Genomic DNA, 21822 nt, shown 5'->3' on the forward strand with positions numbered 1-21822 from the left:
GATGGTCACCTGGGCCGATGGCATCGGGCCGCTCGACCATCTGTTCATCGAGCTCGAGAACCTCAACGCGCCCTGGACTGGAGCTTTTTGTGCCGCGCACTTCAAGCACACTGATCGACCGCAGGACTTCGGGTGGCTTCTGCGTCCGTCGAAGCGTGAATGGGACGAGTTCATCGCGCAGCTCGACAAGGTGTTGTCGGACAATATCCGCCACGACGGGCTAGATGCTGCGGGCCCCCCGCAAGGACAAGAATGACCAGAACCTCGGCTGACTCACCCGCCTCGCTGCTTTCCTGGAGGACAACAGCATCGACACAGCTGCAGTGAAGGACTTAATGCAGCCGCTGCGAGAGATCCGTCAGGCAAGACAGAAGCCGACTCACGTCCTGCGCACCAACATCACGGATAAGACATTCGTCCATCGCATATTGTGATCATTCACGAACTAGGCCTGTCCGAGAAGATTCAGAGTAGTGCCATTGAGACAAACCAGTACATCAGCTATCTACACGCCAAGCAGATTTAGCAGGCAACGTCTTACGACCCCACGGTCGGGCCGAATGCGGATGGCCAGACCATCGCCCGTGAAGCCAACCTCCGGTCCCAACGCATTGGGCTCTATGGGGACTGCCGGCGGCGTCGAACTGGTCTCGACCGCCGTCTCAGCCTCCGAGGTCGAGACTGCGGTCGAGCCCGTTGAGCCACACCCAGCCACCACCATCACCACTGCTACTGAAGCGGGTCCACGCCAGGACCCGACATCAGATTGGTAGGGCTTTCTCACAAGCGCACTATATGGACCACCAAAGCAGAGACGCCGACGAAACGAACCGCGAGGTATTAGCGATAGTCATCCAAACCCTACGAACGTCGATTCTCAGCTGGATCGATGCCGAGACTCACTGTCGTGAATAGAGCACCCAATGAACAACAAAAACCTCGTCGCCTCCATCGGCGCAATAGCTACACTCGCCCTCGGCGCCTGCTCCACTTCACCGACCTCGCCGACCGCGGAGACAACCCTAAGCACAGTGCCGACCACAACGAGCACAGCGCCTCAGACCACCCCGCCTACATCCCCAGCTCCGGCCCCGGTTGAACCCGCAGCACTGCCGGCACCGATCACATTCGAGTGCGGCGACTTCTCTCTCTACCAATCCGGAACTGCCCTGTACTCCGATGGAACGACCGGATACGAAGCCAGCTGCGACACTTACCAAGCGCCCGTCGAGAAAGTCCTCTGGTATTGCGACTACCCCGAGACCGCCGTCTACACAGACGGAACATCATCAGGGACGGACCCCGCGTGCATCCACGACGACGAACCCGTGAACCCCGGCGGCGGCTACCCATACATCGCCTCCGAGGACCGCAACGGCGACGGAGTCGTCAACGGCTACGAACGCTGCGGCCTCGCCTGCGGCGAAGAACCCACCAGCGGAGACATACAAACCGAACACGGCTGCGAAGAGGGTTACATCACCGGCGAGTTGTGCAATCGATACAACTGATACGACAGCCTCATCCGAGCCGCGTCAGCCTCGTAACGCCGATGCCCACTCCGCAAAGTAAGCCCGCAACATCGGCACCTCTACCGCCACAACAGGAATCATGCGGTCCGGGAATCGATTCAAACTGTCGAGCATCGACGCGAATATCAGGCGGTCGAACCCCCGGTCCACCTCGGCAGCGCGCGAGAGCAGGGTTGCCTGATCGAACCGAGTTCGCATCGCGTAGACATCGGCGAAGTCCCTCGCCTCGGCACGATCGAACAGTGCAACCAACTTCCGCCCCGCCAACTCTTCGGGCGCAAACGTCGGTCCCACAATGCTCGCCGTCGGCGCCATCCCCGGCACGGAATCCAGCGCGAGATCGACCAACAGATCCTCATCACCGTGAATCAGCAACCGACAGAATGTTTCTGCGTCCTGGATGCGTTCCACTCGCCAATTCCGCTCGGCGGCTGCCGCCTCGAACCCGTCGCGGGCCGCGCCTACAGCCCCACCCGCCGAGCTAGTGAAGAAGGCGAGATCCTGCGTCGGACGCGTTGTCAGGCTCTGCGCCACCAACCGCCCCACCCGCGAGAAGAAACCCCTCACTAGCAGGCAACGAGAAGAACAACCTCGCAACTCGGACCTGAAAGGCAGTGAGCACTCCCGCTCCGGTGTCGTTCACGACCTACGCGGAAGTGCATCGACGACAGATTCCCACGCCGCCCGAAGATCACGCGGCACAACCAACTCCGGCCACAGCTCCACGAGCAGCACGCCGTCGATGTACCGAACCACATCCTCCGGACGACCCTCGCGCAGCACGATCTCGTACAACCTGGCCCGCTCCACACGGTCCGACAACCGAAACTCCTGACCGGGAGAAGACCAGTTCAATTCCAGCGGCAACACCACGGTTGCCAATGCATCGGCAATCGGCAACCGCGGCAACGACGTCGGCACCCGATACACCCGACCACGAGCACCCGGCACATCCACGAACTGACCACGAGGCACAGCCGCTACATCGAAGCCAGCCTCCCCCAGCAGACGCTCGAGGGTCTCCAAAGACGGTGACTTGCGGCCGTTCTCGTAGGCGGACAATGTCGGACGTGACGTATGTGCCCGACGCGCGAGCTCACCCTGCGTCAAACCAGCAGCACGACGCGCACGCTCAACGAGCCCATGTCCAGCCATGAACCGCTACCTCCTCACAGCACTACGTATCCAATCGGATACCTTACCCCGCGGGAGCGAACTCTGCCCAGCATGTGACGCCAACTGGAATCCGAGTCCCAGTGGGGCCGCTCCATAAGATGAGTTCCGAACGAGTTGTGACAAGCCGGCGAGCACAGACCGCAGACCCCTAGGTCGCGCTTTTGAGCGGACCGGGGTGGACACCTGGCCGTCCGACTCCGCCAATAGTGTTCTGATACGAAAAAGACCCCCTGTCCCGCACAGGAGTGCAGTTCAGAGGGTCTATTGCGCTCCCCCGGCTGGACTCGAACCAGCAACCGTCCGATTAACAGTCGGAAGCTCTGCCAATTGAGCTACAGGGGATTACCTCGGTGGCTTCGCACTCTCGTGCGGGCCGAAAGAAACAATAGCGCACACCCCCATGGGAGTACCAAATCGCCCTGTCCCGGCGGTGTCAGGCAGGATGGAGGGACCGCGCCCAGCTTCACTGAGAGGACTTTCATGATTCGTTTGGTTCTGGCTGCCGGGGCAGCCTACGTACTCGGAGCCAAGGCGGGTCGTGGGCGCTACGAGCAGATCCGTAAGACCGCTTCGGCCGTCGCGGGTAGCCCGGCTACCCGGAAGGTCATCGAGGTGGGCAGGCAGAAGCTGTCGGACTCGCTGAACACGCAGCCGAAGCTCGAGCCGATGAAGCCGATCGACGAGGACACGCAGCTCTACATCCCGCAGGATCAGCTCCGCAAGCGCTAACCGGCCTCGGAAGCGTCCTCGACGTTGCCGATGGCCTGTTCGAGCAGGCTGCGCCGGTACTGTTCGAGCGCTATGACGTCGCCCAACAGCGCGTAGTACTCGTCTGGATTGACCTGCGGTGACATGCGCTGCATCTTGGACTTCAGCTCGGCCACCTGTTCGCCCACCCACACCTCCTGTAGACGCGCCAGTACGCCGCCGATGTATCGCGTCAGCGCAATGTCCGCCACCGGGATGTGCTCGACGGCCAATTCCATCACCAGCGACTTCACGACAGGTGTCTCCGCACGCTTGGCGACGGCGTCGACCCACTCGCCCCCGCCCAAGCCCGCGGCGGTGCCCCCTGCCGCCGTCACGGCCTGACTGACAGCCGCGTACGCGGGATGAGTGAACGTCTCCGGCGGCAACGAGTCGAACACCGAACCCGCGATCGCCGGATTCTGCAGAGCGGACTTGAGGGCCTCTCGCTGCGGCCACAACGACGGATCCGTCGGCTGCGGACGCACCGGACCGGCAGGCACCTCGGGCGTCGGGGCCTGACGCTTCTCGAATGGGACACGCTTTCCCTTGGCGTCACCGCCGCCGCGGGCATTCTTCTTCGCTTCGTCCCGCACGCGGGCAAGCACCATCGCCGTGTCGTCCCAGCCGGTCCACCCGGCGAGCTGACGTGCGTACTCGTCGCGCAGGGAAGCGTCCTTGATACGGGCGACGACCGGTACCGTCCGACGAAGCGCCTCGACACGTCCCTCGGGTGTGTCGAGATCATGTTCGCTCAGAAGCGATTTGACGACGAACGCGAACATCGGGGTGCGTCGCGCAACCAGATCACGGACGGCGCCGTCACCGGACTTCTGCCGCAGCTCACATGGATCCATACCGTCGGGCGCAACTGCAACGAAAGTCTGCCCGGCAATCTTCTGATCACCTTCGAACGCCTTCATGGCGGCGGCCTGCCCTGCAGCATCACCGTCGAAGGTGTAGATGACTTCGCCGCGAAAGTAGCTGTCGTCCATCATCAGTCGCCGCAGCATCGCGAGGTGATCTTCACCGAATGCCGTACCGCACGACGCGACCGCGGTCTTGACGCCGGCAAGGTGCATCGCCATGACGTCGGTGTATCCCTCGACGATGACGGCCTGATGCGACTTGGCGATGTCCTTGCGCGCGAGATCGAGCCCGAACAGCACCTGAGACTTCTTGTACAGCATGGTTTCCGGCGTGTTGATGTACTTGCCGGGCATGGTGTCGTCGTCGAAGAGCTTGCGCGCACCGAACCCGATGACGTCCCCGCTCTGGCTTCTGATCGGCCACACGAGCCTGCGCCGGAACCTGTCGATCGGGGTGCCGCGCTTGCCCGGCGTCGCCAGGCCTGCGTCGATGATCTCCTTGGCCTCGAAGCCACTGGAGAGCAGATGCTTGGTGAGGGTGTCCCAGCCGTCGGGCGCGTATCCGCAGCCGTACGTCAGCGCTGCTTGGCCGTCGAAGTTGCGTTCGGTGAGGTAGTCGCGGGCTGTCTGCGCGTCTGGTTCGCGTAGTCGGGCAGCGTAGAACTCCTGTGCTGCGGAGTTCGCCGCGATCAGCCGCGCTCGTGTCCCTCGGTCACGTTGGACCGATGGCCCTCCGCCCTCGTAGGTGATCGAGTAGTTCAATCGGTCCGCGAGTTGCTCGACGGCCTCGACGAAGGAAATGTGTTCGATCTTCTGGAGGAAGGAGTAGGCATCACCACCTTCGCCGCAGCCGAAGCAGTGAAAATGCCCATGGTTGGGGCGAACGTGGAACGACGGCGACTTCTCGTCGTGGAACGGGCACAGGCCCTTCATCGAGTCGCCGCCCGCGCGCTTGAGAGAGACGTAGTCACCGACGACGTCTTCGATCCGTGTGCGTTCGCGAATGGCGGCTATGTCGCGTTCAGGAATTCGGCCGGCCACACGGGCAGTCTAGTACCGCCCACAGACTCTGGAGAATCAGATCAGCCCCAGCTGGCTTGAGCCCCGAGACTGCGCTTGTCGATCAGTTCGAGCCTGCTTTCGGTGTACGACGCGATCTGATCGACCACCACCCGTGTCCGCTGCCCGTCGCTGTCGGCTCGATTCCAGGCCGGGACGAATATCGGGTCCAACTCCCCCGGCGCCGACCTCTGCAGCCACTCCGCAACCCGATGAATTCGGTCACGCTGGCGCTCCTGTCGGATCTTGTGTCCGGCGTCGGACATCACGTACCGCAGCGCCATCGTCTTGAGCAGCGCTACCTCTGCGGCGACGATCGGCGGGATCACCAGGTCGGCGTCATATCTGGCCAGAGGCTCGGTTCCCCATCGACTGCGGGTGCCGTTGATCGCAGCGGTCGCGAACCTGCCGACGAGCTCACTCGTCAGATGCTTGAGCGCGACCGATGCCGTCAGGGTGCCGTCGAACTGGCCCACAGTCGTCACGACGGGCATCCGCGACAACCGGTCTGCCGCTTCGATGAGTTCGTTGACATCGAGGCCACGAAACTCTCGGACACCGAGTTCGGCCAGCTCGCGTTGCTCGGTGGGGGCGCCGAGCGACCTGAGAGCGATGCGTCCGTCGATGACGCCGTCCTCGACATCGTGCACCGAGTACGCGACGTCGTCGGCCCAGTCCATCGACTGCGCTTCGAGGCATTTACGACGCTCGGGCGCACCGTCACGAACCCAGTCGAGGATTGCGGCATCGTCGTCGTAGGCGCCGAACTTGGCACCGGGCGACGGACGTTGCCACGGATACTTCGTCGCCGCGTCGAGTGAGGCACGCGTCAAGTTGAGTCCGACGCTTCGACCGTCGGAGTCGAGGATCTTCGGTTCGAGCCCGGTGAGGATGCGCAGGTTCTGGGCGTTGCCTTCGAATCCGCCGCAGTCGACCGCGACCTCGTCGAGGGCCCGTTCACCGTTGTGACCGTAGGGAGGGTGACCGATATCGTGTGCAAGCCCGGCGAGGTCGACGAGGTCCGGATCGCTGCCGATTCCCTCGGCGATGCTCCGGCCGATCTGCGCGACCTCGAGCGAATGCGTCAGCCGGGTACGCGGAGTGTCCCCGTCGCGGGGCCCGGTCACCTGTGTCTTGTCGGCCAGACGTCGGAGCGCCGCACAGTGCAGGACCCGCGCGCGATCTCGCGCGAAAGCGCTACGGTGCGACGCGTTTTCCTGCGCACTGTTCAGCCCAGCGGTCTTCGGCGCCTCGGTGACGAAGCGCTGGACGTCGTGATCGTTGTAGGTACCCAACGTCATTGGCCTGCCGTGTATGCGAAATCAGCGGTGAAATGCGTCAATTGATACCACAGGAGCGCGCCGGTTTCGCGTGCGATGCCGTGCGCCTGGGACTCACGCGTGTACACCGCAGGACCGGTGCGTGTCGGGGACGTCCATGCGTCCAATCCGGCATCCCGTGCCATGGTGCGCGTGCGCAACGAGTGCCACGGATCGGACACGAGCACCACCGACGACTTGCCTTGTGCACGTAGGGTTTCGCTGACCGCTTCGATACTCTCCAGTGTGTCCGATCCCTGTTCGACGGCGGTGATCTGATCAGCCGGCACGCCCTGTTCGATGAGGAACATCTTCCCGGACGCTGCCTCGGTGTACAGATCGCCTTCCTGCTTGCCTCCGACTGTCACGATCTCGGGAGCCACGCCCTCCTCGAACAACGACGCTGCCTGAGACAACCGCGCCTCGAACACCGACGACGGGGTTCCGGAGTACTGCGCGGCACCGAGGACGACGATTGCGTCAGCCGTCGTCTTGTCGTCGATTCGGGCGACGTGCCACACCCGGACCGCGGTCCCTCCGACGACCAACAATCCCATCAGTACGACGCCCACGACGAGTCGCGTCGTCCACCGACCGAGCGTGCCGAAGAAACCGAGCCGCGGAGGTTCGGGTTCGGAATAGTCGTACGAATCCCCATAAGGGTCGCCGTACGGATCGCGGTCGAGAGTCGGGTTCACCCCTCGAGTTTGCCAGTCCACCCGCGCGGCCGACGCTCGGGCGCGCGGGCAACCGTCACAACCACCCTCGTTCCTCCGCCACCCGGACTGCTTCGGCGCGGGTCGTGGTGCCTGTTTTCCCGATGGCAGCGGACAGATGATTGCGGACCGTGCCCTCGGACAGATGCAGTGCGGCGGCCAACCGAGCGGCCGTCCCACCTGCCGCCGCAGCCCGAAGAACTTCGTGCTCGCGCGCGGTCAGCGGCGAGATTCCCTCGGTCAGCGTCTCGGTCGCAAGCGTCGGATCGACGACGCGCAGGCCCATGTGAACCCGGCGGACCGCGTCGGCCAATTGTCTCGCCGGGGTGTCCTTGACCACGAACCCGTCGGCGCCGGCGTCGATCGCACGACGCAGGTACCCGGGCCGCCCGAACGTGGTGACGATCATCACCCGGCAGCTCGGTACGTGCTTTCGCAACTCGGCGGTCGCCGCGATTCCGTCCAGTCCCGGCATTTCGACGTCGAGCAACGCGACGTCGGGACGGTGTTCGAGGGCAGCGGCGACGACCTCGTCGCCTCGTCCCACTTCTGCGACGACCTCGAGATCGGACTCGAGGTCCAGGAGTGCAGCCAGCGCTCCACGGACGAGGGCCTGATCGTCGGCCAACAACAACTTGATGCTCATCGGCACTCCACCTCGACTGTGAATCCCCCGGTCCTCGATCGTCCGAGGGTCAGCGTTCCGTTCGCGGCTTTCACGCGTTCGGCGAGTCCTCGAAGACCGTTCCCACTCTCATCGATACAGCCGCCGTCGTCGATACTGCCGCCGTCGTCGGAAATCTCGATCCGTGAGGCTTCCACGTCGACACGACAATGCCGCGCACCACTGTGCCGAATCACGTTGGTGACGGCTTCGCGAAGGGTCCACCCGAACAATTCGCGGTTGCGCAGTGGGACCACATCTGCGTCGGACGGCAGATCGGCGTCGATTCCGGCGGATGCGAGAGCGGTGCGCGCGTTCCCGAGTTCGACGGCGACGTCGACCTTGCGTAGTCCACCGACCGTCGATCGAACATCGCTCAGGGCTTCGCGGGCCAGCGCTTCCACTTCACCGATCTCGACGGCCGCGCGCGCTGGGTCGATCTCGATCAGTCGACCCGCCAATTCGGCTTTGACGGTGATGACGGTGAGCGAGTGGCCGAGTATGTCGTGGACGTCACGGCTGACGCGCTCACGTTCGGCCACGATCGCGAGGTCGGCCAGCTGCTGACGCGCGACAGCGAGTTCGTGGTTGCGCTTGAACACCTGCGTGACGCCCCACGCTGCAACTGCACTGATCACGAGTTGAAAGGCGAAGAACGACCCCGGATCCCAGTCGGGAACGATACGGGGAACGACCTCGATCACCACGACGAGAACGGCCACCAAGACCCATGCCTGACGCGTCGGCAGGGTCATCATTGCAAGGACGGCAATGTAGATCGTCGCCCCGAACGACTGGCTCCCGATCATGACGGCCAGGACCACGATCAACGAACCCATCACGATCAATCCGAACCACGCCCAGCGAACGTCGACTCTTCGTCCTGATCGATTGGCGGTCCGGAATCCCCAGATGACGATGAGGAACGTGGCGCCGAACGCGACGACAGCCGCGGATCCGAGAACCCGTTGCCACAGATGCGGAAGTGCCAGCACCTCCCCGAGCGGATACGCGAGATAGAACAGCCAGATCAAACCGAAGACCCAGCCGAAGCGGAACATCCGACCGATCCCCTCGGATGCACTCACCTCGACTGGGGTCACGGTGCTCACGCTAGTACCCCCTTCACACACGCTTCGTATCGCGGCGGAACAGGACTGCAGCACCGGCGATGAACAACCCTGCCCACACCACGAGATTGATCACGGCGACGACAAGCGTGCCGAACGAGGGCTCGGTGAACGGCGCCCTCGCAACGGTCGCGAGACCGTACAGCGGGGTGAACTTGGCGATAGCGGCAAACCAGCCACTGTCCGCGAGTGGCACGAAGAGTCCACCGGCGAAGGCCAGCACAGCAAGAACGGGTCCGAGGATCTGCATGACGTTCTCCGACGGCAGCAGGTATCCCATGAACAATCCGAACGCCGCGAACACCGAACTTCCGAGCCAGGCGATGATGCCGCTGGATACCCAGACCCAGATCGGCATGTCCGCCCCGAAGCCGGCGGCGACGGCGAACACGACGAGCACCGACGCGAGACCCATCGTCATCGCGACGATCATCTTCGTCACGATGTACGCGACGGGTCGCAATGGCGTCAGGCGAAGTTGTCGACTCCACCCCTGGGCACGCTCGACCGACACCATCGCACCGCCACTGGTAGCGGCGAGCATTGCGCCGTAGACGGCCATGCTGATGGCGACGAACGCCGTCACGTTTCCCTGCGCGAATGCGTAGTTACCGGTGAAGTCGGACTGGGTTCCGAAGATCACGAAGAACACCGGTGGCATCACCAGGGTGAACACGACCGTCCGACGGTTGCGGACCAGCCTCTTGATCTCGAGGCCGAGGAAGGTCGGACTGAAGCCGCCGAGGGCGAGCGAGGTGCGGTTGTGCGTCAGCGTGGTCATTTGGTGCTCCCTACGAGATCTGCCGAACAGTCGGTGGTCAGAGCGAGGAACGCGTCTTCGAGGTTCTTGGACACGATTTCGAGATCCACTGCTCCGTTGTTCAGCAGATACCGCGCAACGGCGTCGGAGTCACGGCCGTGGACGATGACCCGTTCACCGCGCATCTCGACCTGGTCGACGCCCGGCAGTCGTAGCAGCGCGGAGGTATCGATGGATGGGGCCGTGGCGGTGACGGTACGGCCGGACGCAAGGTTCTTGACCTCCGCGGCGCTCCCGTCGGCGACGATCCGTCCGTGCCGCAGCAGCACGATGCGATCGGCATAGGCGTCGGCCTCATCCAGGTAATGCGTAGCGAACAGAACGGTTCGGCCGCCACGCGCGTCGTGCCTGATCGCGTTCCAGAAGTCGCGCCGACCTTCGACGTCCATTCCGGTGGTCGGTTCGTCGAGGATCAGTAGGTCCGGTTCCGGCAACAGTGCCAACGCGAACTTGAGCCGTTGCTGTTCACCGCCAGAGCACTTCGCGACACTCCGGTCTGCGATCGCGGTGATGCCTGCGCGCTCCATGACGCTCTCGACCGGCTGTGTGTGCGGAAACAGGGCGGCGGTGAGACGGATCGTCTCGCGGACGGTCAAGTCTCGAATGAGCCCGCCCGACTGCATGACCGCCGAGATCCGCCCAGCGCTGATCGCGTCGGCCGGTGCGGATCCGAACACCTGAGCCGTACCCGAATCGGGCTTGGCCAGCCCGAGCATCATGTCGATGGTCGTCGTCTTGCCCGCGCCGTTGGGCCCGAGGAAGGCCACCACCTCGCCGGGTTCGATCGTCAGGCTCACGTCGGCCACGGCCTGCACCGACCCGTAGGACTTGCTCAGGTGCTCCAGATGCACTGCTGCTGTCGTTGTCATGAGAAGAACTTTGCTACTCGGCCAGCTCCGCGACCTCGTCCGAGCGTCACGATTCCGCCATGACAAGTGTCATGGGGAGTGATCACCCCTCCCCTCTGCCGGTAGATTCAGTTCTCATGGCAGTCGATCAGGCGAAGCACGGTCCCGTTGTCTCCAGAGTCCAGCGATTGCTCGCCCTCGCTGCTCTCGTCGCGATTGTCGCTCTTGCGGCACTTTTCGGCGCCGCGGGGACTGCGACGGCCGAGCCCCCATCGCGACTGGCAGGCCAGATAACCGACAACGTCGAGGCCCTCGACGACGGACAGCTCGCCGACGTGCAGGCCGCGATCGACGATGTGTACAACGCGGATCGTATCCGTCTCTGGATCGTCTACGTCGCCGATTTCGACAACCTCGAACCAAGCGAATGGGCCGACGCCACCGCCCAGGCCAGCAGTTTCGGAGACAGGGACGCATTGCTAGCGGTAGCGACCGTCGACCGGTCGTACGCAACATGGGTGTCCAACGGTCTCACCGAAATCACTCAATCGGAGATCGACGAGCTGCAGACGGACAACATCGAACCGGCTCTGCGCGAGGAAGACTGGGCAGGCGCGGCGATCGTCACCGCCGGAACACTGGGCGACGCCTATGCATCCTCCGGGTCCAGCGGATCCAGTACCCCCTGGCTCATCGGCGCAGGGGCCGTTCTCGCCGCGGGCGGCGGGGCGGTCGTCTATTCGTCGCGACGCAACAAGGCGCGTCAGAAGGCCGGAATCGAAGCTGCGAACAGCATCGATCCCACGGACACCGCGTCACTCTCCGCCTTGCCGCTCGACATCTTGGATGCCCGCGCACACTCCATGCTCATCGAGACCGACAATGCAGTGCGGGCAAGCGAGGAAGAGCTGGCGATTGCTCGATCGGAATTCGGCGACACCACCGCAGCGCCGTTCATCACCGCATTCGACGAAGCCAAGAAGGCACTCGGCTCGGCGTTCCAAATTCGGCAACGTCTCGACGACGCCATCCCCGAGACGCCGGATCAACGCCGCGCGATGCTGATTCAGATCATCTCGTCCTGCGGGCGCGCTGATCACGAACTCGATTCGCGTGTAGCCGAATTCGAGTCGATGCGCGATCTCTTGATCAATGCCGATGCGAAGCTCGATTCCCTGACGCAGGCTGTCGTCGAACTGACGGTCCGAGTACCGGAGTCGGAGAAGATTCTGGCCCAGCTGCAGACCGAGTTCGCGGCGCCTGCGCTCGCATCGATCTCGTCGAACATCGAGATGGCCCGCGAGGACATCGAACTCGCCGAAAGCAACATCGCAGTGGGCCGTGACACCGCTGCCAAACCTGCCGGCCAGCAAGGGCAACTCGTCTCGGCTGTACGGACCGCCGAAAAGGCAGTCGACCAGGCCCGCGCGCTGCTCGACGGAGTCGACCACGCGCAGAACGACATACGCAATGCGATCGCGACGCTTCCCGCCGCAATCGAGGAGGTCCGCCGAGACCTCGCGAGCGCGGATTCGTTGGCCAGGCATGGCGGTAGCGAGCTGCAGAGTGCACGCGCGGCTGCCGAGCAAGCGCTACGCAACGCCGAGGCGTCACAATCGTCGGATCCGCTCGGGGCCTACACCCAGCTCGTGGCGGCCGATCAGCATCTCGACGAGGTGATCGAGGACGCCACCGAAGCGAAGACTCGAGACGACCTGCAGCGCGCGCGTCTCGCACGTGACCTCGGCGGTGCCCAGTCGCAGATCACCGCCGCGAGGGACTACATCTCGACCCGCCGCGGTGGCGTCGGCGCCGAGGCAAGGACACGTCTCGCAGAAGCAGAGCGTCACTTCGAGGCTGCCCGAAAACTCGAGTCCACCGATCCCGCACAGGCCCTGCAACACGCCCAGGCCGCGGCGGGGCTGGCCGCGCAGGCATCGCAGACCGCGCAGGCCGACGTTGCCAGCTGGGAGGATAGCCGTCGGCCGCGTGGAGGTAGAGGCTCCGGAGGTGGCGCTGCAGGCGCAGTCCTCGGCGGCATCCTGATCGACAGCATGCTGCGCGGTAGCCGTGGGGGTGGCTTCGGGGGCTTCGGAGGCGGTGGCGGCTTCGGTGGAGGCGGCTTCGGTGGAGGCGGCGGGGGCGGCTTCGGTGGCGGTGGGCGCTCGGGCGGCGGCCGGTTCTAGGCGCGCATTTGGCGACTGTCGCGTGCGTCCACGCGGTGGGTCGTATGCGGTACGACTCCCGAGCTCGTACGCAAGTGTGCGCCCTGCCCGGGCACCGAACGACCCGTTCGGTGCCCGGGTCGGGTGACCGAATGAGACATTCGCTCACCTCAAGGTGACCCAGATAGACATTCGCTCACCTCAAGGTGACCCAGATAGACATTCGCTCACGCCAAGTGACCGAAACAGACATTCGCACACTCAGAGTGACTCAAACAGACATTCGCTCACACCAAGTGACCGAAACAGACATTCGGTCACCGAAGAAACGGAGTGTCAGGCCCCCAACAACCGCTGCCCCAGGTATGCCTCGACCTGATCGAGTGCGACCCGCTCCTGGGCCATGCTGTCCCGCTCACGGATTGTGACGGCGTGGTCGTCGAGGGTGTCGAAGTCGACGGTGATGCAGAACGGCGTTCCGATTTCGTCCTGGCGACGGTAGCGGCGGCCGATTGCTCCGGCGTCGTCGAATTCGACGTTCCAGTACTGACGCAGCTGCTGCGCGAGATCCTTGGCCTTCGGCGTCAGATCGGCGTTGCGGGAGAGCGGCAGCACCGCGACCTTGACGGGAGCGAGGCGACGATCGAGCTTGAGCACGACGCGCTTGTCCACGCCGCCCTTGGCGTTCGGAGCCTCGTCCTCGGTGTACGCGTCGACGAGGAACGCCATGAGCGAACGCGTCAGACCGGCCGCCGGTTCGATGACATACGGGGTGTACCGCGTGTCGGTGGCCTGCTCGTAGTAGCTCAGATCCTGGCCGGAGGCCTTGGAGTGCACCGACAGGTCGTAATCGGTGCGGTTGGCGACGCCTTCGAGCTCGCCCCATTCGCTGCCCTGGAACCGGAAGCGGTACTCGATGTCGACGGTCCGCTTGGAGTAGTGCGACAGCTTTTCCTTGGCGTGCTCATACAGCCGCAGGTTCTCGGGGTCGATGCCGAGGTCGGTGTACCACTTCATGCGGTAGTCGATCCAGTACTGATGCCACTCGTCGTCTTCGCCGGGCTTGACGAAGAATTCCATCTCCATCTGCTCGAACTCACGCGTGCGGAAGATGAAGTTTCCGGGTGTGATCTCGTTGCGGAAGCTCTTGCCGATCTGGCCGATGCCGAACGGGGGCTTCTTGCGTGAGGTAGTGAGGACGTTCGCGAAGTTGACGAAGATGCCCTGTGCGGTCTCGGGGCGCAGGTAGTGCAGGCCCTCTTCGTTGTCGACCGGTCCGAGGAAGGTCTTTAGCAGGCCGGAGAATGCACGCGGCTCGGTCCACTGGCCGGGATCGCCGGTTTCGGGATCACGGATGTCGGCGAGACCGTTCTCGGGGGGACGGCCGTGCTTCTCCTCGTACGCCTCAAGAAGATGATCGGCGCGGTAGCGCTTGTGCGTGATGAGGGACTCGACGAGCGGGTCGCTGAAGGTTTCGACGTGGCCCGAGGCCTCCCACACCTGACGCGGCAGGATGACCGACGAGTCGAGCCCGACGGTGTCCTCGCGCGTGGTGATCATGTTGCGCCACCACTGCTTCTTGATGTTCTCCTTGAGCTCGACGCCCAGCGGGCCGTAGTCCCAGGCCGACTTGGTACCGCCGTAGATCTCGCCACAGGGGTAGACGAGCCCTCGACGCTTGGCGAGGTTTGCGACGGTTTCGACTTTGGACTTGGGTGCCACTGGCGGAGCTCTCCATCTTGGTGTCTTGCGAGGGGGACTTTGACAGGCAGAAGCCTATCGGTCGAGGCACATATAACCGAACGCTCCCCACCGCGTTTGACATGCACAGTCGTGCATATCAAAATGGAAGTGGTTTGCATTAACACTCACTGGACTAGTCTGGTGTCCGGACCCGAGCACTGACCGAAGGAGAAATCTGTTGGCAATCCTGGAGACAGACCCTTCACACCTCGGCGATGACCACGCTGTGATCCCCGGTCATGCGCACAATCCGTTCGCAGCTACCCCACCTGCGCCGGTTCCTCCGAAAGAGACGCTGACCGCCGCGGGCGACATTCTGCGCGCATTGGCGGCCCCGGTGCGGATCGCAATCGTTCTGCAATTACGTGAATCCGAGCGCTGCGTCCACGAACTGGTCGGTGCACTCGGGGTTACCCAGCCGTTGATCAGCCAGCATCTCCGCGTCCTGAAGGCCGCCGGAGTTGTTCAAGGCGAGCGCAACGGACGTGAAGTTCTCTACCGACTCGTCGACGACCACCTCGCTCACATCGTCGTCGACGCTGTCGCACATGCCGAGGAAGGCTGATTTCGTGACCGACAAGACCACGACCGACACCGTCCGCCCCCGTAAGCCAGTCGCAGTCGGAGTACGCGCAACCAAGCAGCGCAGTGCCATCTCGGACCTACTGGACAACATCGAGGAGTTCCGCTCTGCGCAGGACCTGCACGACGAACTTCGCCGCCGCGGCGAAGGTATCGGTCTCACCACCGTCTACCGCACGCTGCAGACGCTCGCGGATGCCGGCACTGTCGACGTGCTGCGGATCGACACGGGAGAATCGGTCTATCGGCGCTGCTCGTCCGGACACCATCACCATCTCGTCTGTCGGGACTGCGGTTACACCGTCGAGGTCGAAGGACCGACCGTCGAGACGTGGTCTCAGAGCGTCGCCGAGGACAACGGTTTCACCAACGTCAGTCACACCATAGAGATCTTCGGCACCTGCAGCGAGTGCAAAGCCAAATAGCTCAGGGCAGCAAGCCCTCGCGGGCCTTCTCCACTCCACCGAGCACCAGCACCAGCATCGTCATGAGCGCCTCGTCGTCAAGCCCACTTGCCGGAAATGTGTACCGCAACAATACATCTGCCGACTTCTCGTGGACGTTGACCGAGATCGACCCGAACTGCGAGTCCGCGTTCCGGTCGGCGACCTTCTTGTGCAATGCAGCCTTGAGCGGCCGATCCCACGCAAGAACAGCCGTCAGGGACAGCACTTCCAGGCCCGGCGAGAGAGCTACCGAACGCAGCGAACACAAAGCCCCGGCATAGTCGAACCCGAGCGAACCCTCCTCGCCGACCACCACGGTGGCGAACTGCGCGAGCGCCAATTCAGCGCGGGACTGCAACGACAACTGCTCACTCATACTTGACTCCACCGAATCTGCGATCTCTGGAGGCGAATTCGACGCATGCTTCCCACAGATCCCGGCGGTCGAAGTCCGGAAAAAGCTTCTTCTGAAACACGAACTCCGCGTAGGCGGATTGCCATAGCAGAAAATTCGACGTCCGCTGCTCCCCCGACGGACGCAGGAACAGATCGACGTCCGGCATGTCGGGTTCGTCGAGGTATTTGGCGACGGTCGCTTCGGTGATCTTCTCCGGATCGAGCTTGCCTGCGGCAACCAATCGAGCGATTTCCTTTGTCGCATCCGCGATTTCGGCTCGGCCACCATAGTTGACGCACATCGTCAGGGTCATGACGGTGTTCTTCTTCGTCAGCTCCTCTGCGACTTCGAGTTCCTTGATCACGCTGCGCCACAGACGGGGTCGACGCCCGGCCCATCGCACCCGGACACCCATCTCGTTCATCTCGTCCCGGCGGCGCCTGATGACGTCGCGATTGAATCCCATCAGGAACTTGACCTCGTCGGGACTGCGCTTCCAGTTCTCGGTGGAGAACGCATAGGCCGACAGCCACTTCACTCCGATGTCGATGCAGCCGCACACCGTGTCCATGAGTACCGCTTCACCGCGTTCGTGACCCGCTGTTCTCGGCATCCCACGGTCCTGCGCCCACCGACCGTTGCCATCCATGACCAAGGCCACGTGACGTGGAATCAACTCCGGTTGGAGAATCGGTGGCCGTGCGCCGGACGGGTGCGGATCCGGTGGGCGTACCGCCGACACCTCGTCAGGCCGAGTACGCGGTTCGCGTCGCAGAATCACGGTCTTCATCCTGCCCGACGGCAGTTACCGGAACCGAAGCAGGCTCGGGGAGATGCGGCGCGGTCCGCTCGATGAGCGGCAACGTACGCAGCTGTCGTTCCAGATGCCACTGCAGATGGGCGGCCACCAACCCACTCGCCTGACTGCGCACTGCAGTGGACGTGGTCTGTGTGTAGTCCCATTCGCCACGTTCGAGGGCAACCATCAGATCGAGTACCCCGGTCATCGGCGTCGCCGATCCCGGTGGTCTGCAGTGCACGCAGACCGATCCGCCCGCAGCGACGTGGAATGCGCGATGCGGTCCGGGCGCTGCGCACCGAGCGCACTCCGTCAAGGACGGCGCCCACCCGGAGAAACCCATGGCGCGGAGCAGGAATGCGTCGAGAATCAGCTCCGGAGGACGTGCACGGTCACCGAGAGCACGCAATGCCCCGACGGTCAGCTGATGCAGCCGTTTGGCGGGCGCATGTTCTTCTCCTGCCAACCGTTCCGCAGTTTCGAGAATTGCGCATCCGGTGGTGTAGCAGCCGTAGTCGGTGACGATGTCACCACCGAACGCGTTGACGGTATGCACCTGCGTGACGATGTCGAGGTTGCGTCCGGGGTGGAGAAGAACGTCGACGTGAGCGAACGGCTCGAGCCTGGCACCGAACTTGGATTTGGTGCGGCGCACTCCCTTGGCGACGGCTCTGACGATGCCGTTGTCTCGGGTCAGGAGCGTGACAATACGGTCGGCCTCACCCAGCTTGTGCTGGCGCAGCACGACTGCGTTGTCCCGGTATAGCCTCACGCGTTCCAGTCTCCCACGTCATGGCTCCGGAAGACCTGCGCCACTCGCACCCGACGGGCACCGAACGTCAGAAGCCCAGCTTGCCCATCTGCTTGGGGTCCGTCTGCCAATCCTTGGCGATCTTGACGTGCAGATCCAGGTAGATGCGCGTGCCCAGCAGCTTCTCGATCTGCAACCGCGATGCGGTGCCGACCTCCTTGAGCCGCGATCCACCCTTGCCGATGACGATGGCCTTCTGGCTGGAACGTTCGACGTAGAGAATCGCGTGCACGTCGAGCATGTTGTCGTGGCCCTCGCGCGGTGTGACCTCCTCGATCACCACGGCCAAGGAGTGTGGCAGCTCGTCGCGGACGCCTTCGAGCGCCGCCTCGCGGATCAGTTCGGCCATCAGGATTTCTTCAGGCTCGTCGGTGAGCTCACCGTCCGGATAGAACGCCGGCCCTGGCGGAAGTTCCGACGCGAGCAGCTCGACGAGCTTCTCCACCTGCTCCCCCGACGCCGCCGACACCGGGATGACATGACTGTTCTCGCCGAGGAGCTTCGACAGCGACATGAGCTGCTGCACGACGCGTTCTTTCTTGACCTTGTCGATCTTGGTGATGATGCCGATCAACGTGGTCTTGGGCGCGATGTGCCGCACCTGCTCCAGAATCCAGCGGTCGCCCGGTCCGATCTTCTCGTCCGCCGGAATGCAGAGGCCGATGATGTCGACTTCGGAGTACGTGTCTTGCACCAGGTCGTTGAGCCGCTGCCCCAGCAGCGTTCTCGGGCGGTGCAATCCGGGCGTGTCGACGAGAATGAGCTGCGCGTTCTCGCGGTGGACGATGCCTCGAATCGTGTGACGCGTCGTTTGGGGGCGCGACGATGTGATGGCGATCTTGGAGCCGACGAGTGCATTGGTGAGTGTCGACTTTCCGGTGTTCGGCCGTCCGACGAAACAGACGAATCCGGATCGAAAAGTGTTCTCGCTCGAATCAGTCATCGAGCACCTCCCAGCTCTCCCTGCCGCGTCGGGCCGGGATGGTCGTCGTGGTATCGCCGGCACTACCGCGCATCGGCGTCCTGTGTCTGTGTGTCCTGCTCGTCGTCGGCATCTTCCGGGGTGGGCACTCGTTCCACCAGTACCGTCGTGACGCGCACGCGGCCCTTCTGATCCGACCCACCTTCACCGACGAGTATCAATCCGTGCGACTCGACGCGTGAACCAGGCAGCGGCACACGACCCAGTTCGTAGCCGAGCAGTCCGCCGACCGTGTCGACGTCCTCGGATTCGATGTCGATACCGAACAACTCGCCGACATCCTCCAACGGAACACGGGACGACACACGGTACCGCCCGTCGCCGAGCTCCTCGATAGGTGCTACCTCGTCCGAGTCGTACTCGTCGGCGATTTCCCCGACGATCTCTTCGAGGACGTCTTCGATGGTCACCAGCCCTGCCGTGCCGCCGTATTCGTCGACGAGAATCGCCATGTGGTTTCGGTCCAGCTGCATCTCGGACAGCAGAGAGTCGAGAGCCTTCGAGTCCGGTACGAACACCGCAGGACGCATCACCTGCTCGACACGGACACCCCGACCGCCGTCGGTCGAGTAATACGTTTGCTGGACAAGGTCTTTCAGGTAGACGACACCGACGATATCGTCGACGTTCTCCCCGATCACCGGGATACGCGAGTGCCCACTGCGGACCGCAAGCGAGGTAGCTTGCCCGGCAGACTTGTCGGACTCGATCCACACCATCTCGGGTCTGGGCACCATCACCTCACGCGCAGAGGTGTCACCGAGTTCGAAGACGGACTGGATCATTCGACGCTCGTCATCGGCGACCACTCCGCGTTCACGCGCCATGTCGACCAGTTCACGGAGTTCGATCTCGGACGCGAACGGTCCGTTGCGAAAGCCGCGCCCCGGAGTGATCGCGTTGCCGATCAGAATGAGCAATCGGCTGACCGGTCCGAGAATCCAACCGAGTGCCCGCAGCGCAAACGCCGTGGACAACGCTATCGAGTACGCGTGCTGCCTGCCGAGCGTTCGCGGACCGACGCCCACTGCGATGTAGCTGACCAGCACCATCACGATCGCGGTGACCGCGAGCGCAAGATTGTCCGACAGCAGATCCATCATCCCGCCGGCGAGCAGAACCGTTGCCGCAATCTCGCACAGAATGCGGAGCAGTACCGTCAGGTTCACGTAACGAGGCCGGTCCGCGACCAAGTTCAGCAGTCCGACGGCACCTGGTCGTTCGTCCTTGACCATGTCCTCGATGCGCGCACGTGAGACCGTGTTGAGGGCCGAATCGATGGCCGCGAACAGACCGGCAAGGGGCACCAGGACCACGGCGGAGACGATGAGTGCGGGCGCACTGCTCACAGGTTGTCGTCCCGGGCGAATCCGGTCTTGCCGAGCAGCCTGTTGTCTCGCGCGGCCTGCAGCTCGGCTTCCTCGGCGCGACGCAGATCCTCGTACCATTCTTCGAGGATGCGGTTCTGCAGACCGAACATCTCCTTCTCTTCGTCCGGCTCCGCATGGTCGTAGCCGAGGAGGTGGAGCACGCCGTGAACGGTCAGCAACGCCAGCTCGTGCTCGAGCGGATGGCCAGCCGCTGCCGCCTGATCTGCCGCAAACGAGGGGCACAGCACGATGTCACCGAGCATCGACGGGCCGGGCTCCGGGGCGTCGGGACGACCACCGGGCTCGAGCTCGTCCATCGGAAACGACATGACGTCCGTCGGCCCTGGCAGATCCATCCAGCGCATGTGCAGATCGGCCATCGTGGCCGAGTCGACGAGCACCATCGACAGTTCGGCGGCAGGATGGACGTCCATGCTCGCGATCGCGAATCGGGCCACGCTCACGAGTTCCGACTCGGAGACATCCATCCCCGATTCGTTGGACACCTCGATACTCATCTACCGCTCATTCTCTCTTTCGCACACAATTTCGCTTCAGTGGACACGGTGAGTCTATCGGCGAGCGGACCGTGGCCCACCCGAGCGTCGCGCAGCACGGTTTTCGATCGGCCCGTCGCCCCCACGCGTCGACTCGAACCGCTCGTAGGCGTCGACGATCTCCGAGACCAACTGGTGCCGCACCACATCGCTGCTGGTCAAATGCGCGAAATGGATATCTTCGACCTCGGTCAGGATTTCGGTCGCGGCGCGCAGACCCGAACGCGCACCTCCGGGTAGGTCGACCTGGGTGACATCGCCGGTCACGACGATCTTGGCGCCGAAACCGAGCCTGGTCAGAAACATCTTCATCTGCTCGGCAGTCGTATTCTGCGCTTCGTCGAGAATGATGAATGCGTCGTTGAGGGTGCGACCACGCATGTAGGCCAAGGGCGCTACCTCGATGACTCCCGCCTGCATGAGCTTGGGGATCGACTCGACGTCCATCATGTCGTGCAGTGCGTCGTGCAGCGGCCGAAGGTAGGGATCGATCTTCTCGTGCAGGGTCCCCGGGAGGAATCCGAGGCGCTCCCCGGCTTCGACGGCCGGTCTGGTGAGGATGATGCGGCTGACCTGCTTGGCCTGCAAAGCCTGCACTGCTTTCGCCATCGCAAGGTAGGTCTTGCCGGTACCGGCGGGACCGATTCCGAACACGATGGTGTTGGCGTCGATGGCATCGACGTAGCGCTTCTGGTTGAGAGTCTTCGGCCGAATGGTCTTGCCGCGACGCGACAGAATGTCCAGGCTCAGCACGTCTGCGGGCGATTCGGATACACCCTCGGTGAGCATCGCGACGGTACGCCGGACTGCGTCGGGAGAAAGCGGCTGTGCACGCTTCACAACGGCTGCCAGCTCGGAAATCACGCGCTCCGCCAGGGCAACATCGGCGACCTTGCCGGACAGAGTCACTGCGTTTCCCCGAACGTGGATGTCCGCGCTCAGCATCTGCTCCAGAGTCCGCAGATTCTCGTCCGACGCTCCGAGGAGCGGCAGCACCGCTTCGGGGGCCAATTCCATGCTTGACCGAACCTGACGTTCGGCAGGAAATTCGCTGTGTTCAGTCACGTGGTGGCCAATGCCTACTTTCGGG

General features: G+C 63.5%; 23 protein-coding genes and 1 tRNA gene. 6 read left to right on the top strand and 18 right to left on the bottom strand.

Annotated features, from left to right (window positions below; translation table 11 throughout):
- Nucleotide 1: 1 nt before the first annotated feature.
- Nucleotides 2–256, top strand: coding sequence for a hypothetical protein (locus ACODSO_RS02485; RefSeq protein ID WP_489034798.1), 255 nt, complete (start codon nucleotides 2–4; stop codon nucleotides 254–256).
- 775 nt (nucleotides 257–1031) lie between these two features.
- Nucleotides 1032–1511: a hypothetical protein gene (locus ACODSO_RS02490; protein ID WP_489034800.1), complete on the top strand. Its 480-nt coding sequence runs from the start codon at nucleotides 1032–1034 to the stop codon at nucleotides 1509–1511.
- 24 nt (nucleotides 1512–1535) lie between these two features.
- Here the strand turns inward: ACODSO_RS02490 and ACODSO_RS02495 are convergent, their stop codons facing one another.
- From ACODSO_RS02495 to ACODSO_RS02505, 3 genes are all read right to left on the bottom strand, one after another.
- Complete coding sequence (locus tag ACODSO_RS02495) at nucleotides 1536–2066, bottom strand: nucleotidyl transferase AbiEii/AbiGii toxin family protein (protein ID WP_489034801.1); 531 nt, start codon at nucleotides 2064–2066, stop codon at nucleotides 1536–1538.
- Between the two features lie 105 nt (nucleotides 2067–2171).
- The gene (locus ACODSO_RS02500) at nucleotides 2172–2687 is read right to left on the bottom strand and encodes a helix-turn-helix transcriptional regulator (RefSeq protein WP_489034803.1); all 516 of its coding nucleotides are present in this window, start codon (nucleotides 2685–2687) and stop codon (nucleotides 2172–2174) included.
- 290 nt (nucleotides 2688–2977) lie between these two features.
- Nucleotides 2978–3050 (bottom strand) — tRNA-Asn (locus ACODSO_RS02505).
- Nucleotides 3051–3188: 138 nt separating this feature from the next.
- Between ACODSO_RS02505 and ACODSO_RS02510 the strand changes: the two genes are divergently transcribed.
- Entirely contained in the window at nucleotides 3189–3437 is a 249-nt protein-coding gene (locus ACODSO_RS02510) for a hypothetical protein (RefSeq protein ID WP_068378814.1), read from the top strand.
- Here ACODSO_RS02510 and dnaG read toward each other — a convergent pair.
- Genes dnaG through ACODSO_RS02545 form a run of 7 tightly spaced genes read right to left on the bottom strand, consistent with a single transcriptional unit; the run spans nucleotide 3434 to nucleotide 10901 of the window.
- Nucleotides 3434–5365, bottom strand: a complete 1932-nt coding sequence (gene dnaG / locus ACODSO_RS02515) for a DNA primase (RefSeq protein WP_068378811.1) — start codon at nucleotides 5363–5365, stop codon at nucleotides 3434–3436. The genes ACODSO_RS02510 and dnaG overlap by 4 nt on opposite strands.
- Nucleotides 5366–5406: 41 nt before the next feature.
- Nucleotides 5407–6684: a deoxyguanosinetriphosphate triphosphohydrolase gene (locus ACODSO_RS02520; protein ID WP_489034805.1), complete on the bottom strand. Its 1278-nt coding sequence runs from the start codon at nucleotides 6682–6684 to the stop codon at nucleotides 5407–5409.
- Nucleotides 6681–7400: a YdcF family protein gene (locus ACODSO_RS02525; RefSeq protein ID WP_489034806.1), complete on the bottom strand. Its 720-nt coding sequence runs from the start codon at nucleotides 7398–7400 to the stop codon at nucleotides 6681–6683. The genes ACODSO_RS02520 and ACODSO_RS02525 overlap by 4 nt, the downstream gene beginning before the upstream one ends.
- Before the next feature lie 55 nt (nucleotides 7401–7455).
- On the bottom strand, nucleotides 7456–8064 hold the full coding sequence (locus tag ACODSO_RS02530; protein ID WP_489034808.1) for a response regulator: 609 nt from the start codon (nucleotides 8062–8064) through the stop codon (nucleotides 7456–7458).
- Entirely contained in the window at nucleotides 8061–9194 is a 1134-nt protein-coding gene (locus ACODSO_RS02535; protein WP_489034809.1) for a sensor histidine kinase, read from the bottom strand. Before ACODSO_RS02535 ends, ACODSO_RS02530 begins: the two co-directional genes overlap by 4 nt.
- A 13-nt stretch (nucleotides 9195–9207) precedes the next feature.
- Nucleotides 9208–9993 carry an ABC transporter permease gene (locus ACODSO_RS02540; protein WP_489034811.1) on the bottom strand — a complete coding sequence of 262 codons (786 nt, stop codon included), beginning with the start codon at nucleotides 9991–9993 and terminating at the stop codon, nucleotides 9208–9210.
- Entirely contained in the window at nucleotides 9990–10901 is a 912-nt protein-coding gene (locus ACODSO_RS02545) for an ABC transporter ATP-binding protein (protein WP_489034813.1), read from the bottom strand. Before ACODSO_RS02545 ends, ACODSO_RS02540 begins: the two co-directional genes overlap by 4 nt.
- Nucleotides 10902–11017: 116 nt before the next feature.
- Here ACODSO_RS02545 and ACODSO_RS02550 point away from each other — a divergent pair, with 116 nt between their 5' ends.
- Nucleotides 11018–13066 (top strand): TPM domain-containing protein, encoded by a 2049-nt coding sequence (locus tag ACODSO_RS02550; RefSeq protein ID WP_489034814.1) that lies wholly within the window; start codon nucleotides 11018–11020, stop codon nucleotides 13064–13066.
- 315 nt (nucleotides 13067–13381) lie between these two features.
- Here the strand turns inward: ACODSO_RS02550 and ACODSO_RS02555 are convergent, their stop codons facing one another.
- Entirely contained in the window at nucleotides 13382–14767 is a 1386-nt protein-coding gene (locus tag ACODSO_RS02555; RefSeq protein WP_489034816.1) for a glycine--tRNA ligase, read from the bottom strand.
- Nucleotides 14768–15014: 247 nt separating this feature from the next.
- Here ACODSO_RS02555 and ACODSO_RS02560 point away from each other — a divergent pair, with 247 nt between their 5' ends.
- Nucleotides 15015–15353: an ArsR/SmtB family transcription factor gene (locus ACODSO_RS02560; RefSeq protein WP_489035101.1), complete on the top strand. Its 339-nt coding sequence runs from the start codon at nucleotides 15015–15017 to the stop codon at nucleotides 15351–15353.
- A gap of 4 nt (nucleotides 15354–15357) precedes the next feature.
- Nucleotides 15358–15795, top strand: a complete 438-nt coding sequence (locus tag ACODSO_RS02565; RefSeq protein ID WP_489034818.1) for a Fur family transcriptional regulator — start codon at nucleotides 15358–15360, stop codon at nucleotides 15793–15795.
- 1 nt (nucleotide 15796) lies between these two features.
- On the opposite strand, the gene ACODSO_RS02570 is transcribed toward ACODSO_RS02565, so the two are convergent.
- From ACODSO_RS02570 to ACODSO_RS02600, 7 genes are all read right to left on the bottom strand, one after another.
- On the bottom strand, nucleotides 15797–16192 hold the full coding sequence (locus tag ACODSO_RS02570; RefSeq protein ID WP_489034819.1) for a hypothetical protein: 396 nt from the start codon (nucleotides 16190–16192) through the stop codon (nucleotides 15797–15799).
- Nucleotides 16185–17003 carry an isoprenyl transferase gene (locus ACODSO_RS02575; RefSeq protein WP_489034820.1) on the bottom strand — a complete coding sequence of 273 codons (819 nt, stop codon included), beginning with the start codon at nucleotides 17001–17003 and terminating at the stop codon, nucleotides 16185–16187. The genes ACODSO_RS02570 and ACODSO_RS02575 overlap by 8 nt, the downstream gene beginning before the upstream one ends.
- Nucleotides 16960–17784 (bottom strand): DNA repair protein RecO, encoded by an 825-nt coding sequence (gene recO / locus ACODSO_RS02580; RefSeq protein WP_489034821.1) that lies wholly within the window; start codon nucleotides 17782–17784, stop codon nucleotides 16960–16962. Before recO ends, ACODSO_RS02575 begins: the two co-directional genes overlap by 44 nt.
- A 67-nt stretch (nucleotides 17785–17851) precedes the next feature.
- The gene (gene era, locus ACODSO_RS02585) at nucleotides 17852–18766 is read right to left on the bottom strand and encodes a GTPase Era (RefSeq protein ID WP_489034823.1); all 915 of its coding nucleotides are present in this window, start codon (nucleotides 18764–18766) and stop codon (nucleotides 17852–17854) included.
- Between the two features lie 62 nt (nucleotides 18767–18828).
- Nucleotides 18829–20154 carry a hemolysin family protein gene (locus tag ACODSO_RS02590; protein ID WP_489034825.1) on the bottom strand — a complete coding sequence of 442 codons (1326 nt, stop codon included), beginning with the start codon at nucleotides 20152–20154 and terminating at the stop codon, nucleotides 18829–18831.
- Nucleotides 20151–20693, bottom strand: coding sequence for an rRNA maturation RNase YbeY (gene ybeY / locus ACODSO_RS02595; protein WP_068378768.1), 543 nt, complete (start codon nucleotides 20691–20693; stop codon nucleotides 20151–20153). The genes ACODSO_RS02590 and ybeY overlap by 4 nt, the downstream gene beginning before the upstream one ends.
- A gap of 54 nt (nucleotides 20694–20747) precedes the next feature.
- Nucleotides 20748–21749, bottom strand: coding sequence for a PhoH family protein (locus ACODSO_RS02600; RefSeq protein WP_231912683.1), 1002 nt, complete (start codon nucleotides 21747–21749; stop codon nucleotides 20748–20750).
- Nucleotides 21750–21822: the final 73 nt, after the last annotated feature.

The sequence above is a fragment of the Rhodococcus sp. FG69 genome (assembly GCF_057808915.1).